Consider the following 15558-nt stretch of genomic DNA (forward strand, 5'->3'; position numbering starts at 1 on the left):
AAGGGCCGTAATCCGACAACATTGTTGGCGGCACATGTCGGATTACGCGCTACACGCTAATCCGACCTACGCTCAAACAAAATATGGCTTAATTGGCCGTCGTAATCCGCTTCGCCGCCGCGTCCAGGCCATCCTTGGTGGACTGGCGGCCTTGCGTGATGTTTTCCAGCGCCGATTGCATCGATGACCAGAAGCGGCCCATTTCCGGGTTGTTCGGCATCGGGCGGCCCGCTTGCGCGCTTTCCATCGTCGCCTGGATGTTCGGATTGGTTTTCAATTCGTCGAACAGCACCTTGTTCGCTGGCGTGCCCAGCGGGACGTCGGCGTTGATGGTTTTCAGACCATTGAGCTGCAGCACCTGGTTTTCCAAAAATTCTGTCGCCAGGTCCTTGTTCGGGCTGGCTTTCGACACCATCGCGCCCAGCACGCCCACGAATGGGGTGGCCGTCTTGCCGGCCACGGTAGGAATCGTTGCCACACCGTAATTAATTTTCGATTTGCGCGCGTTGTCCCACGACCATGGGCCGTTGATCATCATGGCGATCTTGCCCTGGTTGAAGCCCGCTTCCATCTCGGCATAGCCGGCGCCCTTCGGCATGGCGCCGCTGTTGATCAGGGTCATCAGCGCGTTCACGCCCGCCTGCGAACCGGCATTGTTGACACCCGTCTTGGCCGCATCGTAGCGGCCGTCGCTCTTGACTTCAAACGGGAAGCCGCCGCCCGCGCCCAGCAAAGGCCAGGTGAAATAGGTATTCGTGTAATCCCACAGGATGGCTTTCTTGCCTTGTGCCGACAGTTTTTTGTCCAGCGCGGCGATTTCCTCGAACGTCTTGGGCGGATTCGGCACCAGATCCTTGTTGTAGACGAGGGCCACGGCTTCGATGGAGATCGGATAGCCCCAGGTCTTGCCGCCCACGGTAAAGGCGTTCCATGCCAGCGGCAGGATGGCGGCGCGCGCTTCCTTGCTTGGCGTCACTGGTTGCAGCAAGCCGGCGTCAATCCAGCCGCCGATGCGGTCATGCGGCCAGATCCAGATGTCCGGGCCCTTGCCGGCGGCCGCTGCCTGCTGAAATTTGTTCGGCGCATCTTCCGGGTGTTCGACGACGACCTTGATGCCCGTCTTCTTGGTGAATTCCTCGCCGACCTTGGCCAGGCCCTTGTAGCCTTTGTCGCCATTGATCCAGATCAAGAGGGTACCTGCTTCGGCCGCGTTTGCCATGCTGGCGGCGGCCAGGTTGCCGATGCCGGCCAGGGCGGCGGCGATCAGGGTGGTCTTGATGAAGCTGCGTTTCGCGTGTGTGACGGACATGTCAATCTCCAGTATCTTTTTTTATGCTAAGTTTATGTTGAGTATCAAGGCTGAAACGATGCAACCAGGCCAGGCGGCGCCTGTAGCGCCTGGCCCCTTAAGTTCGCAATCAGGTACGGGTCTGGCCGTGTTCGTCGAACACGTGGACGCGCGCGGGCGCCACCTGCAGCGCCACGCATTGGCCTATGGCCCAGTTTGTATCGGCATCGGCGCGCACCACGAGCGGCTCGTCGCTGCCCGCTACCTGTACATACAAATAGCTGATGTCGCCCAATTTTTCCACCGCCTGCACGGTGGCCGTGATGGCGCTCGCCACACCGGGCGCGCACGCCTGCACGTGTTCGGGGCGCGCGCCGATGGTGACTTGTGTGCCGGTGGCCAATGGCTGCGTCAACGCCGCCTGCAGCATGCCGCCCGCATTCGTGGCGATGCTGGCCACGCCGTCGACGACACTGTGGATCTTGCCTTTGAGAAAGTTCATGCGGGGCGAACCGAGGAAGCCGGCCACGAACAGGTTGGCGGGGTGGTGGTACAACTCGAGCGGCGCGCCCACCTGTTCGATGCGGCCCGCGTTGAGCACGACGATGCGGTCGGCCAGGGTCATCGCTTCGACCTGGTCATGCGTGACGTAAATCATGGTCGAGCGCAATTCGCGGTGCAGATTTGCCAGTTCGATGCGCATCTGCACGCGCAGCGAGGCGTCCAGGTTCGACAGCGGTTCGTCGAACAGGAAAACGTCGGGTTTGCGCACGATGGCGCGGCCGATGGCCACGCGCTGGCGCTGGCCGCCCGACAGGTCTTTTGGTTTGCGTTCGAGCAAAGGTTCGATGCGCAGGATTTGCGCGGCGCGCTGCACGGCGTCGGCGATTTGCACGCGGCTCTGTCCGGCCAGCTTCAGGCCAAACGCCATGTTTTGCGCCACGCTCATGTGCGGGTACAGGGCGTAGCTCTGGAACACCATGGCGATGCCGCGTTTGGCGGGCGGCACGTCGTTCATGCGCGTCTTGCCAATATATAAGTCGCCGCCGCTGATTTCTTCCAGGCCGCAGATGCTGCGCAGCAAGGTCGATTTGCCGCAACCCGACGGTCCCACGAAGACCATGAATTCGCCATCGGCGATCTCCAGGTCGATGCCGTGCAGGGTTTGCACGTCGCCATACGCCTTCTTCAGCCCTGCTAATTTCAGTCCCGCCATGTCGTCCTCACTGTGTCAAGCCGTCCCCGCTGATGCGCGGGGCTCGTTATTGTAATTGGCGGCACGGCCGCCAAAGTCTGCGATTTACGCCAGGGTGCCGAACCAGCCGCCATGCGCTGGCAGACTGATTTGCTGGCCTTCTTTGCTGCCTGGCAAGCCGTGACCGGCCAGGTAGGCCGCTGGCGCCGCATCGGGCCAGGCAAACGTGAGCGCTTGCGTGCCCAGGTTGAAGGCGGCCAGCACGGACGGTTGGCCGGGCAAGTCGCGGCGCAGGGCCAGCACGGGTTCGGGCGCATCGAAGAAAACGATGTCGCCGCCCAGCAATTGCGGTACGGTGCGGCGCCAGGCGAGGATGTTGTGCGCAAAGGTCAAGGGCGAGGCGCTATCGCGCTCTTCGACGTCAACGGCGCGCGCCAGATGCTCGGGCGGCACGGGCAGCCAGGGTTTTGCCGAACTGAAGCCGCCATGCGGCGCGTCAGCCACCCACGGCATCGGCGTGCGGCAGCCGTCGCGACCCTTGAACTGGGGCCAGAACGGGATGCCGTACGGGTCTTGCAGCGCCTCGAAAGGAATGTCCGCTTCGGTCAGGGCCAGCTCGTCACCCTGGTACAGGCACGGCGTGCCTTTCAGCGCCGCTTGCACGGCCAGCACCACCTTGGCCAGCGATGGCGACGGGTGTTGTCCGCCCCAGCGCGTCATGACGCGCACGCTGTCGTGGTTGCCCACGGACCAGGACGCCCAGCCGTCGGCCACTTGCGCTTCGAATTCTTCCACCTGCGTGCGGATGTGCGCGGCGGAAAACTCCGCCGTCAGCAAGTTGAAACTGTAAGCCATGTGCAGCTTGTCGGCGCCCGTGTAGGCAGCCATGGTGGCCAGCGCATTGTCGTCGCCCACTTCGCCGATGGAAATGGCCAGATATTCGTCAAGCACGGCGCGCACGCGCTGCAGGTAGGCGATGTTTTCTGGCTGCGTCTTGTCGTACACGTGCGCTTGCATGCCGTACGGGTTGATGGCCGACACGCTGCTGGCGTCGCGCTGCGCGGCCGGCGGATTGTCGCGCAGCAATTGGTCATGATACGGGAAGTTGCAGGAATCGAAGCGGAAGCCATCGACACCGCGTTCCAGCCAGAAGCGCAGGTTGTCCAGCTGCGTTTGCTGCACGGCCGGGTTATGGAAATTCAGGTCGGGCTGGCTGGCGAGGAAATCGTGCAGGTAGTACTGGCCGCGGCGCGGCTCCCATTGCCAGGCGGAACCGCCGAACACGGACAGCCAGTTATTGGGCGCCGTACCATCGGGTTTCTGGTCGGCCCAGACATACCAGTCGGCCTTGGCATTGTCGCGGCTGGAGCGGCTTTCCACGAACCACGGGTGGACATCGGACGAGTGCGACAGCACCTGGTCGATCATCACTTTCAAGCCCAGTTCATGGGCGCGCGCCACCAGGCGGTCGAAATCGGCCAGGCTGCCGAACATGGGATCGACGTCGCAGAAGTTGGCCACGTCATAGCCGAAGTCTTTCATCGGCGACGTAAAGAAGGGCGAGATCCAGACGATGTCGGCGCCCAAGGCGGCGATGTAATCGAGCTTGGAGGTAATGCCGGGCAAGTCGCCAATGCCGTCGCCATTGCTGTCGAGGAAGCTGCGTGGATAAACCTGGTAAATGACGGCGCTGCGCCACCAGTCGGCGGGCAGGTGGGCGAGATTGTTCTGGATGGTCGGCATGAATGATTTCTTAAAAGTTGCCTGTAGCCTCGGCTATCAGGACAGCGCTGCTGGTTGGTAGGCGAACGTCTTATTTTAAAATTCAAAGCGCTTTGGGTATGAAATGAGTATAGTTCAAAGCGCTTTGAAAAGTAAAGCGATACACGCGCCAGACATACGATTTTTTTATGAGGGTGATTCAGGACAACAAGATGGGTCCGACCCGCCGGGGGAATGCGTCCCAGTGGGACGCATTCCGATCACGCAGTGACCGGCCCCAGCAGTTGGCTCCAGGGGTAAATCAGGCGTGTATTACCGGTCCGGTCGACTCGCCCGGCAACAGTTCGCACGGCCACAGCTCTTGCAAGTCGGCGACGGGCGTGCCATCCATCAGGGCCAGCAGCATGTGGATCATCTTCGCGCCGGCGCCGCGTGGGTCGGGCTGGACGACGGTGGTGACGTTGTGGCCGGCCAGGGAATCTTCCATCACGCCCCAGACGATCAGCGACATCTCGCTGCCGATGGCGATGCCCGCGTCGAGCAGGGCGCGCACGGCGCCCACGCCCGACATGTGATTGTCGACGATGACGGCGGTGGGGCGGGGCGAGCGGGCCAGCAGGCGCTGCATCGCCTGGTAGCCGGCGCGGCGGTCGTGCGCATGGTCGACCAAGTTGTCCGGATCGACGGCCAGGCCGCCGGCCTGCATGGCGTGCTGGAAACTCTCGACGCGCTGGCGCACGAAGTTCAGGTCTGGCGTGGCGCTGATCAGGCCGATGCGCTGGTGGCCCAGCTGCGCCAGGCGCTCGACGGCCAGGCGCATGCCCGCCTCGTTGTCGTAGTCGAACCAGGCGTGCGGCTGGTTCAGCTGCGTGCGGCCATGCGCGACAAACGGCATGCCTTGCTGCGCCAGGTAGGCGATGCGTTCGTCGTACGGTTTCGTGCGTCCGACGATCAGGCCATCGATGCGACGGCCCTTGACCATGCGTTGATAGGTGTGGAATTCATTGGTGGCCGAGGCGGGCGCGATCATCATGTCCATCTGCTGCGCTTCCAGCGCCTCCGACATGCCGCCGACGATGTCGATGAACATGGGGTCGGCCAGGTCGTTCGGCATCAGCGGGTAGATGATGCCGACGATATTCGTGCGTCCCACGGCCAGGCTGCGCGCCATGGGGTTGGGGCGGTAGCCGGCGGCCTGCGCGGCGGCCAGCACCCGCTCGCGCGTGCGTTCACTCACTTCCGGATAGCCATTCAAGGCGCGGCTGACGGTGGTTTCGGATATTCCTAGCGTTTTGGCGAGATTTTTGAGGTTCATGGATGCTGCGTCTGGGATGGGTCGGGAGCGATGCAGGGTAGTTTATCTGATAAATGCCGGAATGATCAGGGGGATGACCCGCGGCGCCAGCGCCCAAAAAAATACGCGGGCAAACCCAGGGGCGCCCGCGCTAAAAGAGGATACTGCTGAAAACACTACAGTGTAGCTGCCGGCCATCGCGTGCAGCGGCGAAATGGTGGGTCCGGATATTGCCTGCCCCTCGGTGAGCGGGCGGTGTTGCTGCCAGTGGCAGGCGCCTTGCGGCATCAGCCAATGTTGGATGCCATTACCACCAGGATTCCACCTGGAAACCCAGCGAACTGCCGTTGGTCTTGCCACCGAACACACCCGTCGTCGACAACGCCGATTCGGCAACGGCGGCCGACTGGGCTGCCTTGTTCCATTTGGCGTAGGTGTAGAAGGCGCGCAGCACGGGGCGCGACCAGAAGCTGTTGCCGGCCGACAGTTGAGGGGCAATGGTCAGCTTGGTCAGGTTGCGGCTTTCGCCGCCTTCCGGCTTGACGATGTCGTGGCCCAGTTCCACCGCCAGGCTGTAGTTGTCCGTAAAGTGGTAGACGGGACGCGCGCCGATCGAGGTCCATTTGCTGCTGACGCCCGCCGTTTCCTTGTCTTCGTAGACGAAGGTGCCCATGCCCGACCAGGCGCCTTTGGGCTGGATCATGACCTGTTCCGTCAGGCGCACGACCTTGTCATCCTTGCCGGCGCCCAGGCTGAAGCCGCCCGTGTTGGCGGCGCTGCCTTTGCCATACTGCAATGCCACCTTGTTGAAGCCGCCCAGCAGATTGCCCTGCGTATGCATGATGGTCAGCAAGTGGCCGCCGGCGATGGGGGCCGCGCCTTGCGCGTTGCGTTTCTGATTCAATTGCAGGCCCAGCGTCAGTTCACCGTCCGGGTTGACCTTGATGCCGGAAAAACGCAAGTCGTGGGACAGGCCCATACGCTTGCTGTCGCCGTCGTCGGCCGTGCGCACGATGGCGTAGGCCAGCTTGGCGGCGCCCAGGTCGATGTTTTCCAGGCCGGCGCCAGGGCCGCTGTTATTCCAGAAGTAGTAATCGGTGATGTGCACGTCCTGGCGGTCGTAGTAGCGTTTGCCGACCCAGGCGCGCGCTTCGGCGAAGGCGCCCGTGCCGATCTTGTCGGCCACCACGTTCATTTCGCGCCATGACGGGTTCGACTGCTCCCAGTCCTGATTCTGGTTGACGGAAAACGCCACCAGGGTGTTGATGCGGAAGGTGGTGCCGTTGGCTGCCTTGAAGGCTTCGCCGCCGAATTTCAGCTCGCCGTAGGTTTCGCACTCATTGCCCAGACGATACTTGGACGAGGCGCCGGCCAGGCCGAAACAGGCTTCCTTGCCGCCTTCGCTGCTGGTGCCAAAGCCCGAGCGGATGTAGCCGCCGAAGTCGATCGGCAACGCCGCCTGGGCAGCCGAAGCGCTCAAGGCCAACGCCACGGCGGCAGGCAAAGTTTTCAAGAAATGTTTGTTCATTGCGTCTCCAGTATTTTTATAGGTGTGGGATCGGTGCGCATAACTTCGCACAGCCAAAGCGCTTTAGTTATGGTTCAAAGCGCTTTGAGTATAGTTCAAAGCGCTTTGATCGGTAAACTAGTTTTGCTCTTTGAATTCTTCTTCAACTGTTGAGCTGTTGCGGAGAAACATCAAAGGCTGGTGGCGCTGCCCAATATGAACAGGCTTCCTAGGCTGATCCGTACGACCTCGGTGATGCAGAAAGGCAATCGTCGCACCGCGTCACGGCGGCGCGCGGCAGGCGTGGTCTCGGCCTGCCCGTGATCGGCTAGCGCATCATCTTGCCCTGCTGGCCCAGTGCCTGCTGTAATCGTGCAACCGTTCGTTGCTGTGGCCGTCGGGCCGCCACCGGCGGCGCAAAAATCGCGTCTTTGTGACGCATTTGCGTGCCCACCTGTATGCTCCCGCGCCATCGCGAGTCCGTCGAACAGTCTGGCAGCCGCGATGACGGGAGTTGCGCGATATTCTGACATCAGGAAAATTTTCCCCAACATTGCAGAATATATATTTGCTGCGATGCACTACGCCACGCCGCGTATTGTCAACTTATGTCTTTTCTGAATACCCATCATGCGTCAAGTAAATTGCAAAAAAGAATTGATCTATGTTAATTTAATATCTGTTTGTGTCAGATTGCAATAGTTTCCTATTGCTACAACATTGGCATGCATCAGCGTATTAAGCGTGTAGTCACCAATAATGAGGGCGCGAGCCCGGTTCCGTTCAGGGAGTGTGCATGAAGACAGCAAGCATGACGCCGCCATATCGGGCACCCGCCAAGAAACCTGCCCGCAAGACGGGCTTGCTGCTTGGTGGCGGTGCACCAAATTCCACCTTGATTGCGGGCGCGCTAGCCGCGTTTCTCGATGCAGGCATCGAATTCGATGTCATTTCGGCCTCCGGCGCCGGTGTGTTGATGGGCTTGCTTTACACCACGCCGCATCAGGCTACGCCGCGCCAAGCCTTGCAAAACTGGGCCGATACAGGCGTGGCCGACAGCATTTACAAGATGATTCCGATCAACTACAAGGTGTTCCAGAAGCCGGGCATGCACGCGAGCACCTTTCGAGATGCTTTCCAGGCGCCGGCCAACAATCCTTTTTACCAGGCATTCCAGCAAAGCTTTGCGGGCGTGCCCACTGCCTGGTCGGACTGGGGCAAGCTGATGCTGTCGTCGCTGTCGCCATCGGACCTGTCGGCGAAGAGTCTGGGATTGTGCGCGCATTTGCCTTTCCTGGAATCAGCCGTGGATTTTTCGGGCGTGGCGCATATGCGTCCCGATTTTTACATCAATGCCTATAATCTCAGCGAGCACCGCATGCAAATCTGGGGCAAGCACGAGATCGCACCGATCCACGTGCGCGCAGCCCTGTCGTTTCCTTTCTTGTATGCCCCCACGACCATCGATGGTGACGATTACATCGAAGGTGCGGCGCTCGACACGCTCAATTTCGAGCCCTTTATCGAAGGCAAGGGGGAACACCATGACGCCGACACCCTGGTCATCCTCGACATCCTCGGTGACGAACGCCTGCTGCGCAGGCCGCGCAACCTGTACGACGCCTGGGTGCGCTCCATCATCACGCCGCTGGTGAAAATTTCCAAGAGCGAATTGCGCCTGTTTGAACTCGAGCACAACACCGACGCGCGCACGGGCCAGCCCAAGCGGCGTTTGCTGAAACTCGACTTGATGGGCGGCATCCCCGAACAGCACTGGCCCGACACTCTGGACTGGTCCAGTTCGAACATGCAGTTGCTGTTTGACGTGGGCCACAAGGCGGGCCTGGCATTTTGCCGCCAGCATGGCGACTTGCTGCGCCGCAAGCCTGATGCTTCCCCCCTGGCGGCCTGACGTCGCCAGCAACACGTCCCCGGCCACCTGATCGGCAGCTACTTATCCTGCCTGGCTCCCCAGGCTGTTTTCCTGACTGTGAAACATCATGAATATCACCAAACAATTAATTGTGACTCTTACCATCGCCTTGCTGGCTCTGCTGCTGCTGGGCGCCGGCGGCGCCATTCAGTTGCAGCGCGCCCAGCAGCGTTTCGATACCGTGCAAAACCGCATCATTCCCAGCATCCAGGGTTTAAATGCGGCCAAGGGTTTCCTGGCCGATGCGCGCCTGGCTGGCTACCGCCTGTCCGTGTTCGCCAACCTGGCCGACAAGACGGCGCTGGACAAGGCCGTGGTCGACGCCAACACCAATTTTGACAAGCTCATCGCCACTTACCGCGCCGAGCGCCTGTACGACGCCACGGACAGCAAGATGCTCGACGCCGACCAGGCCGCCATGGAAGCCTACCGCCGCGCGCTGGTGCCATTTTTCGCTGCCGCCTACGCTGGCGACATGGATGGCGTGCGCGCCACCTTGCTCGCCGGAACGCCACTGGCCCTCACGGCCGCTGCCGTGAAAAAGAGCATAGATGAGCATATTGCCTACAACAATAAGCTGGTCGACGACGTGAAGGCCGAGAGCCTCGCCGCCTACGATACGGCGTTTACCACCATGCTGGCCGTGCTGGGCGTGGCCGTGCTGCTGACGGGCGCTCTAGCGTGGCATATCTACCGCACCATCAGTGGCGGCCTGGGCAATATCGAGCATACCCTGGAGCGCGTCAGCGCCTCGCTGGACTTGTCGTCGGCCATGCCCGTCGAACGCAAGGATGAAGTGGGCCGCACGGCCACCGCCTTCAACAAGTTTTTGGAGCGCATCGTCGACGTGATCGCCACCGTGCGCACCTCGGCCGATACGGTTAGCGTGGCAGCTGCGCAAATTTCCGCCGGTAACGCGGATTTGTCCGTACGCACCGAGCAGCAGGCGTCTTCGCTGGAAGAAACGGCTTCCAGCCTGGAAGAGCTGACCTCGGCCGTGCGGCAGAATACGGACAATGCGCGCCAAGCCAATACCCTGGCCGTGTCCGCCTCGGACGTGGCGCGCAAGGGCGGCGCCGTGGTGGCGCAAGTGGTGGGCACGATGGGTTCGATCAATGAATCGGCGAAGAAGATTGCCGACATTATCGGTGTGATCGACGGCATTGCCTTCCAAACCAATATTCTGGCCTTGAATGCGGCCGTCGAAGCGGCCCGCGCGGGCGAGCAGGGCCGCGGTTTTGCCGTGGTGGCCACGGAAGTGCGCAACCTGGCGCAGCGTTCGGCAGCGGCGGCCAAGGAAATCAAGGGTTTGATTGAGGATTCCGTGGATAAAGTCAACACCGGCAGCGCGCTGGTCGATCAGGCGGGCGCGACGATGGAAGAGATCGTCGCCAGCATCGGTCGCGTGACGGACATCATGGGCGACATCGCCAATGCCAGCCACGAGCAAAGCGCCGGCATCGAACAAGTGAACCAGGCCATTTCGCAAATGGACCAGGTGACCCAGCAAAATGCAGCCCTGGTGGAAGAGGCGGCCGCTGCTGCAGTGTCGCTGCAAGAGCGCGCCGTCGAGCTGGTCGACGTAGTGGCCGTGTTCCGCTTGCGTGGCGATGCGCAGGCCACATCGTTGAAAACGGCGGCTGGCTTGCCGGCCAGGGCGACGCCTGCCGCCAGCCGGCGCATGACGCTGCCCAGTCGCAGCGCCCGCAGTTAAACCTTGTGACGACCCCGGTACGCCGGGGTTTTTTTCGGTGATATGATAGTTGTTCAAGCAAGCGTTGCGTTCTGTCCCTGTGGCGACGGTGAACCAAGTTGACGAGAGACACGGCGCGGGGCCCGATAAAAGACCCGCTGACTTTCATCAACATGATGGGGAGATCAAAAATTGAGGCAGATCGAAGCAAGCATCCACATTGCAGTCCCGCCCACGCTCATCGATCAAATCTGGAGCGAAGTCGACCGATGGCATGCGTGGGACCCCGATACACGGCAAGCGTGCCTCAACGGGCCATTCGAAGTTGGCACAAAGGGCAGGATAGTTCCCAGCAAAGGGATGGGTATTGCGATGCTGATCACCGAGCGCTCTGCCGGCCGATCGTTTACTGTCGAGGGGCATATTCCGCTATTCCGACTACATTTTGAGCACACGGTTGTTGCCGCAGATGGCGGATCGGAAGTCATTCACCGCGTATGGTTCTCTGGCGCGCTTGCTTTTCTGTTCGGGCCAGGCGTTGCCAAACAAGTCCGGCAAGGTCTGCCCAAAACGATGCGTTCGCTCAAGGCCTATGCCGAAAAACGCAACGCTGCTATCCATGATGGCGAGGTGGATGGGGCCAAGGCGACAACAGTCTGACGGATAGTTTCCCATCGTCAATTCCTGGCAAGGCAGCGTAGCGTCGCAAATTAACGTGCCGTTCCCGTCATGATGGAATACAATTCTCGCGTGGCAGCCAGCGTGCCTGGCAAGGCCAGGTACGGCGCCATGCCTTGAACTTGGAAAGATGGTGGCTTATGACTCCGCAGTTCCCCCAGCAAACGGCGCCTTGCGCGCCACCCACGCGGCGCATCTCACGCCAGCCCCTCGTTTCCCGCTTCGTCCTGATATGTTGCTGTCTGCTGGTCACGGCACCGGTCATGGCCGCCACGCCTGCCACGCCTGCCAATAGCAGCGTCATGCTGGAAGAGCTGACCAGTACCGAGTTGCGCAGCCGTATCGAGCACGGCGCCACCACCGTGCTGGTGCCGATTGGCGGCGTCGAGCAGAGCGGGCCATATATTGCGCTGGGTAAACACAATGTGCGTGCCGGGCTGCTGGCGCGCCAGATTGCGCAAAAGCTGGGCAACACCATGGTTGCGCCCGTCGTTTCCTATGTGCCGGAAGGCAGTATTGCGCCCCCGGCCGGGCACATGCGCTATGCCGGCACGATTTCGATTCCGCCCGCCGTTTTCGAAGCCGTACTGGAAGCGATAGCTGCCAGCCTGCGCCAGCATGGTTTCCGCGACATCATCTTCCTCGGTGATCACGGTGGTTACCAAAAGAACGAGCAGAATGTGGCGAATAAACTCAACCTTGCCTGGGCAAAAGCATCCGCGCTGCACGATGCACGTGCGTATGCCTTGTCCGGCTATTATGACATTACGCAATCGACCTATATTGCCGAACTGCATAAGCGTGGCTATAGCAGCGCCGAGATCGGCCTGCACGCGGGCATGGCCGACGCGGCGCTGATGCTGGCGACGCAGCCGTCGATGGTGCGCAGCGATGCCATGGCCCACGGGTCCAAGCCCGGCGTGGCCGACGGCGTGCGCGGCGACGCCACGCGCGCCACGGCGGAACTGGGCCAGATCGGCATCAAGCTGCAGGTCGATAGCTCGGTGGCCGCCATCAGGCAGCTGCTGCAACGTAATCAATAACATCCGCCGGGGTGCTGAACTTCCGGCTTTTGCAACGAAAATGACGCGAAATAACATGAAAAAATCTCAACGACGTCACATCGTCACCTTGTCCGTCCTGGCTGCCGCACTGGCAGCCTTGGGCGTGGCCAGCCAGGTCATCGGCGCCAGCACAGCGGCCCCTGCCGCCGCTGCACCCGCTGCCATCTATTCTCCGCTGCCGGGCATGCCGCCGCTGGTGGACCCGAAAAACGTGTATGGCAGCACTGCCAGCAGCAATATGAGTGCCGTCGTCAAGGATCACTTGCGCCGCATCTATGTGCCCAATCTGCGCTCGAACGATGTCTACGTGATCGACCAGGATAGCCTGAAGGTCGTCGACAAGTTCAAGGTCGGCAGCGGCCCGCAGCACGTCGTGCCGTCGTGGGACTTGCGCACTCTGTGGGTAGCGAACAATGCCGAACGCACGGACAAGGGCAGTCTGACGCCGGTCGACCCTTTGAGCGGCAAGCCGGGCAAGGAAGTGCCGGTCGATGATCCTTATAATATGTACTTCACACCGGACGGCAAGTCGGCCATCGTCGTGGCCGAGGCGCGCCGCCGCCTCGATTTCCGCGATCCGAAGACCATGGCGGTACAGTATGCGATCGACACGCCCCAGTGCGGCGGCATCAACCATGCCGATTTTTCAAATGACGGACGCTACGCCATCTTCACCTGCGAGTTCGACGGCACCATCGCCAAGATCGACCTGGTGGGGCGCAAGGTTGAGAGCTACCTGAAATTGCAAATGCCGGCCAAGCGTTTTGCCGAGTCCGACCCCGTGGGCGGCCCGGCAAATGAAATCTGCAGCGTCAAGAAGGGCATGCCGCAAGATATACGTATCTCGCCCGATGGCAAGAAATTCTATATCGCCGACATGGACGCCGATGGCGTGCACATCGTCGATGGCGCCACCCTGAAGCAAATCGGCTTCATCCAGACCGGCGTGGGCGCGCATGGCTTGTACCCTAGCCGTGACGGCAAGAAACTATACGTGGCCAACCGCGGCACGCACCGCATCCACGGCAAGCCGAAGGGCAAGGGCAGCGTCAGCGTGATCGATTTCGCCACCGAAAAAGTGGTGTCGCAGTGGCCGATTCCCGGTGGCGGTAGCCCCGACATGGGCAATGTGAGTGCCGATGGCAAGTATCTATGGCTGTCCGGCCGTTTTGATGATGTCGTGTATCGCATCGATACGCACAGTGGCGACGTCTCCAAAGTGAAAGTCGGCCAGGAACCGCACGGCCTGACCGTGTGGCCGCAGCCGGGCCGCTATTCGCTGGGCCATACGGGCAACCTGCGCTGAGCGAGGCAGGCGCCAGGCGATCACTCCATCAGCCCCACTACTGTGCGGACATCTTCCGCCGCGCAGTAGTGCTTGTAAACCTTGCCTATAATGCAATTGCGATACATACTGCGTTTTTCGTGCCACATTCTGCTAGGAGTGCCCTCATGATTCTTGATCATATCGGTTTGAATGTCAGCGACGCACAGGCCAGCAAGGCTTTCTTTTCTGCTGCCCTGGCACCCCTGGGCGTATCGGTGGTGATGGAAGTGCATGGCTGGGTTGGCCTGGGGAAAGATGGCAAGCCTGATTTCTGGTTCGGCGTGGGCGGTACGCCGCATGCCGGCATGCATCTCGCCTTCGTGGCAGACAACCGCGCCCAGGTGGATGCGTTTTACCAGGCCGCGCTGGCAGCAGGCGGCAAGGATAACGGCGCCCCTGGCATCCGCGCCATCTACCACCCGAATTACTATGGCGCCTTCGTGCTGGGCCCGGACGGTCACAATGTCGAAGCCGTCTGCCACCATCCCGAGCCGTGACGCCGAGCATGACCTGAGGAGAGCAATATGCAGCACAGCGCCACCCTGTTTGCCGACGATGCCGGCCGCTATGCCTACGTGAGAGCGGGATTTTCCTGGTCAGCCCTGTCTCTGGGCTGGCTCTGGGCCGTGGCCAAGCGCCGCTGGTGGCTGTTGCTGCTGATGCTGGCGATGGATGTCTGCCTGTGGTTTGGCAGCCAACTGGCCAGCGAACTGCGCCTCGCTCCGATGCTGCTGCTGATGGCTGTCGCGGAGCTCAGTTACCTGCTGGCGCGCGGCTGGTATGCCAACCGCTGGCTGGAAGCGTCGCTGCGCAGCCATGGTTACAAGCCCGTCGCGCCGGGTGCCAGTACCGGCGACGCTCGTTGAGCGTGCTTGACACGGATTGTCCGCTGCGTCATTGATGTTTGGCCAGGGCCTGTCGCTGAGCCAAAAATTTCTGCGCAGCCTGGCGCACATTTGATCCTGATCATCCCCCACCTGCGGTACTCACGTAGCCTTGGGACTCGCGTTGCAAAGCATCTCTCCACCAATCGGATATGTTTTTTCGCGTTTCGTGGCGTAGCCCGGCCGTCTGCGTAAGCGTGCGACAGCCGCTGGTGGCGCCGTGTGTCTACCCAATCGCTATTTAGTGAGGAACTTCATGTATTCCTATTCTTTTCGTGTTACCCCTGCCGCCGAAAACCACCTGGAAGCGCAACTGGCCTTTTTCAATGGTTTGTCAAAGTCGCTGTTTCAGTTGCTGCAGCACTTCAATGAGCTGAACATACAGCTGGCGCAAGGCTTGCTGGAACAAAGCACCGCCACCAGCCAGAGCCTGCTGACGCTCGAACGCGCTGAAGATGTATTCCAGGTGGCTGCCGTAGCGGGCCAGCCAGCGGCCGAGCAACTGCGCAAATACCAGCAACAGCTGTCGCGCCTGGCGGCCGATACGCAGCTTGAACTGGCCAATGTGGCAGAGCGGCATGTGAATGAAACGAGCCGTACGGCCAAGGCCCTGGCCGAAGAAGTGGCCCGCACGGCTTCAGAAGAAACGGAGAAAAACGCGCGCAAGCAGCAAGAAGCCATGCAGCGTATCGCCGAACCGTTTCAGGCCTTTCATCAAAATGGTGCCAACCGCGACCAGCAGCGCGGCATGCAAAGCCGTGACGGCCAAAGCCTCCAAAACGTCAACCAGCAGAGTAACCAGCAGGGTAACCAGCAGTCGGCCGGCAGCGAAAGCTCGGCCGGCGGCAGCGCTTCGCATGCGGGCTCCGCCCAAGGAAAAAGCGGCAGCGCCAGCCGTAAAGAATAAGCGGCTGTCGGTTATCGGCTGACGGCTGAGCGGTCGCTGAACCCGTATCGCGCGGGCCTAGCCTTG

Annotated in this window: 13 protein-coding genes; 8 read left to right on the forward strand and 5 right to left on the reverse strand. The window is 61.1% G+C overall.

The window, feature by feature from the left end; translation table 11 throughout:
• Positions 1-88: 88 nt before the first annotated feature.
• The 5 genes from malE to H4V96_RS08120 all read right to left on the reverse strand — a co-directional run bounded on the left by malE (position 89) and on the right by H4V96_RS08120 (position 7027).
• Positions 89-1309, reverse strand: a complete 1221-nt coding sequence (malE, locus tag H4V96_RS08100) for a maltose/maltodextrin ABC transporter substrate-binding protein MalE (RefSeq protein ID WP_196856046.1) — start codon at positions 1307-1309, stop codon at positions 89-91.
• Positions 1310-1418: 109 nt separating this feature from the next.
• The gene (gene ugpC, locus H4V96_RS08105; protein WP_196856045.1) at positions 1419-2504 is read right to left on the reverse strand and encodes a sn-glycerol-3-phosphate ABC transporter ATP-binding protein UgpC; all 1086 of its coding nucleotides are present in this window, start codon (positions 2502-2504) and stop codon (positions 1419-1421) included.
• Positions 2505-2588: 84 nt separating this feature from the next.
• Positions 2589-4226 (reverse strand): alpha-amylase family glycosyl hydrolase, encoded by a 1638-nt coding sequence (locus H4V96_RS08110; RefSeq protein ID WP_196856044.1) that lies wholly within the window; start codon positions 4224-4226, stop codon positions 2589-2591.
• A 280-nt stretch (positions 4227-4506) separates the two neighbouring features.
• Complete coding sequence (locus tag H4V96_RS08115; RefSeq protein ID WP_010397078.1) at positions 4507-5520, reverse strand: substrate-binding domain-containing protein; 1014 nt, start codon at positions 5518-5520, stop codon at positions 4507-4509.
• A gap of 286 nt (positions 5521-5806) precedes the next feature.
• The gene (locus H4V96_RS08120; protein ID WP_196856043.1) at positions 5807-7027 is read right to left on the reverse strand and encodes a carbohydrate porin; all 1221 of its coding nucleotides are present in this window, start codon (positions 7025-7027) and stop codon (positions 5807-5809) included.
• 775 nt (positions 7028-7802) lie between these two features.
• Here H4V96_RS08120 and H4V96_RS08125 point away from each other — a divergent pair.
• The 8 genes from H4V96_RS08125 to phaP all read left to right on the forward strand — a co-directional run bounded on the left by H4V96_RS08125 (position 7803) and on the right by phaP (position 15492).
• Positions 7803-8918, forward strand: coding sequence for a patatin-like phospholipase family protein (locus tag H4V96_RS08125; RefSeq protein ID WP_261981069.1), 1116 nt, complete (start codon positions 7803-7805; stop codon positions 8916-8918).
• 88 nt (positions 8919-9006) lie between these two features.
• Positions 9007-10653 carry a methyl-accepting chemotaxis protein gene (locus H4V96_RS08130; RefSeq protein ID WP_196856042.1) on the forward strand — a complete coding sequence of 549 codons (1647 nt, stop codon included), beginning with the start codon at positions 9007-9009 and terminating at the stop codon, positions 10651-10653.
• A 171-nt stretch (positions 10654-10824) separates the two neighbouring features.
• Positions 10825-11292, forward strand: a complete 468-nt coding sequence (locus tag H4V96_RS08135; RefSeq protein ID WP_010397085.1) for an SRPBCC family protein — start codon at positions 10825-10827, stop codon at positions 11290-11292.
• A gap of 281 nt (positions 11293-11573) precedes the next feature.
• Complete coding sequence (locus H4V96_RS08140; protein ID WP_010397086.1) at positions 11574-12353, forward strand: creatininase family protein; 780 nt, start codon at positions 11574-11576, stop codon at positions 12351-12353.
• 55 nt (positions 12354-12408) lie between these two features.
• Positions 12409-13680, forward strand: a complete 1272-nt coding sequence (locus H4V96_RS08145) for a YncE family protein (RefSeq protein ID WP_010397089.1) — start codon at positions 12409-12411, stop codon at positions 13678-13680.
• A gap of 149 nt (positions 13681-13829) precedes the next feature.
• The gene (locus tag H4V96_RS08150; RefSeq protein WP_029496319.1) at positions 13830-14198 is read left to right on the forward strand and encodes a VOC family protein; all 369 of its coding nucleotides are present in this window, start codon (positions 13830-13832) and stop codon (positions 14196-14198) included.
• Between the two features lie 27 nt (positions 14199-14225).
• Positions 14226-14567 carry a hypothetical protein gene (locus H4V96_RS08155; RefSeq protein WP_196856040.1) on the forward strand — a complete coding sequence of 114 codons (342 nt, stop codon included), beginning with the start codon at positions 14226-14228 and terminating at the stop codon, positions 14565-14567.
• A 274-nt stretch (positions 14568-14841) separates the two neighbouring features.
• Positions 14842-15492, forward strand: coding sequence for a TIGR01841 family phasin (phaP, locus tag H4V96_RS08160; protein ID WP_196856039.1), 651 nt, complete (start codon positions 14842-14844; stop codon positions 15490-15492).
• Positions 15493-15558: the final 66 nt, after the last annotated feature.

It is taken from the genome of Janthinobacterium sp. CG_23.4, from assembly GCF_029892305.1.
Taxonomy (GTDB): domain Bacteria; phylum Pseudomonadota; class Gammaproteobacteria; order Burkholderiales; family Burkholderiaceae_D; genus Janthinobacterium; species Janthinobacterium lividum_D.

Coding starts and splice junctions, on each gene's coding strand:
- malE (WP_196856046.1), bottom strand. CDS start 1,309: ATGTCCGTCACACACGCGAAACGCAGCTTCATCAAGACCACCCTGATC.
- ugpC (WP_196856045.1), bottom strand. CDS start 2,504: ATGGCGGGACTGAAATTAGCAGGGCTGAAGAAGGCGTATGGCGACGTG.
- H4V96_RS08110 (WP_196856044.1), bottom strand. CDS start 4,226: ATGCCGACCATCCAGAACAATCTCGCCCACCTGCCCGCCGACTGGTGG.
- H4V96_RS08115 (WP_010397078.1), bottom strand. CDS start 5,520: ATGAACCTCAAAAATCTCGCCAAAACGCTAGGAATATCCGAAACCACC.
- H4V96_RS08120 (WP_196856043.1), bottom strand. CDS start 7,027: ATGAACAAACATTTCTTGAAAACTTTGCCTGCCGCCGTGGCGTTGGCC.
- H4V96_RS08125 (WP_261981069.1), top strand. CDS start 7,803: ATGAAGACAGCAAGCATGACGCCGCCATATCGGGCACCCGCCAAGAAA.
- H4V96_RS08130 (WP_196856042.1), top strand. CDS start 9,007: ATGAATATCACCAAACAATTAATTGTGACTCTTACCATCGCCTTGCTG.
- H4V96_RS08140 (WP_010397086.1), top strand. CDS start 11,574: ATGGCCGCCACGCCTGCCACGCCTGCCAATAGCAGCGTCATGCTGGAA.
- H4V96_RS08145 (WP_010397089.1), top strand. CDS start 12,409: ATGAAAAAATCTCAACGACGTCACATCGTCACCTTGTCCGTCCTGGCT.
- H4V96_RS08155 (WP_196856040.1), top strand. CDS start 14,226: ATGCAGCACAGCGCCACCCTGTTTGCCGACGATGCCGGCCGCTATGCC.
- phaP (WP_196856039.1), top strand. CDS start 14,842: ATGTATTCCTATTCTTTTCGTGTTACCCCTGCCGCCGAAAACCACCTG.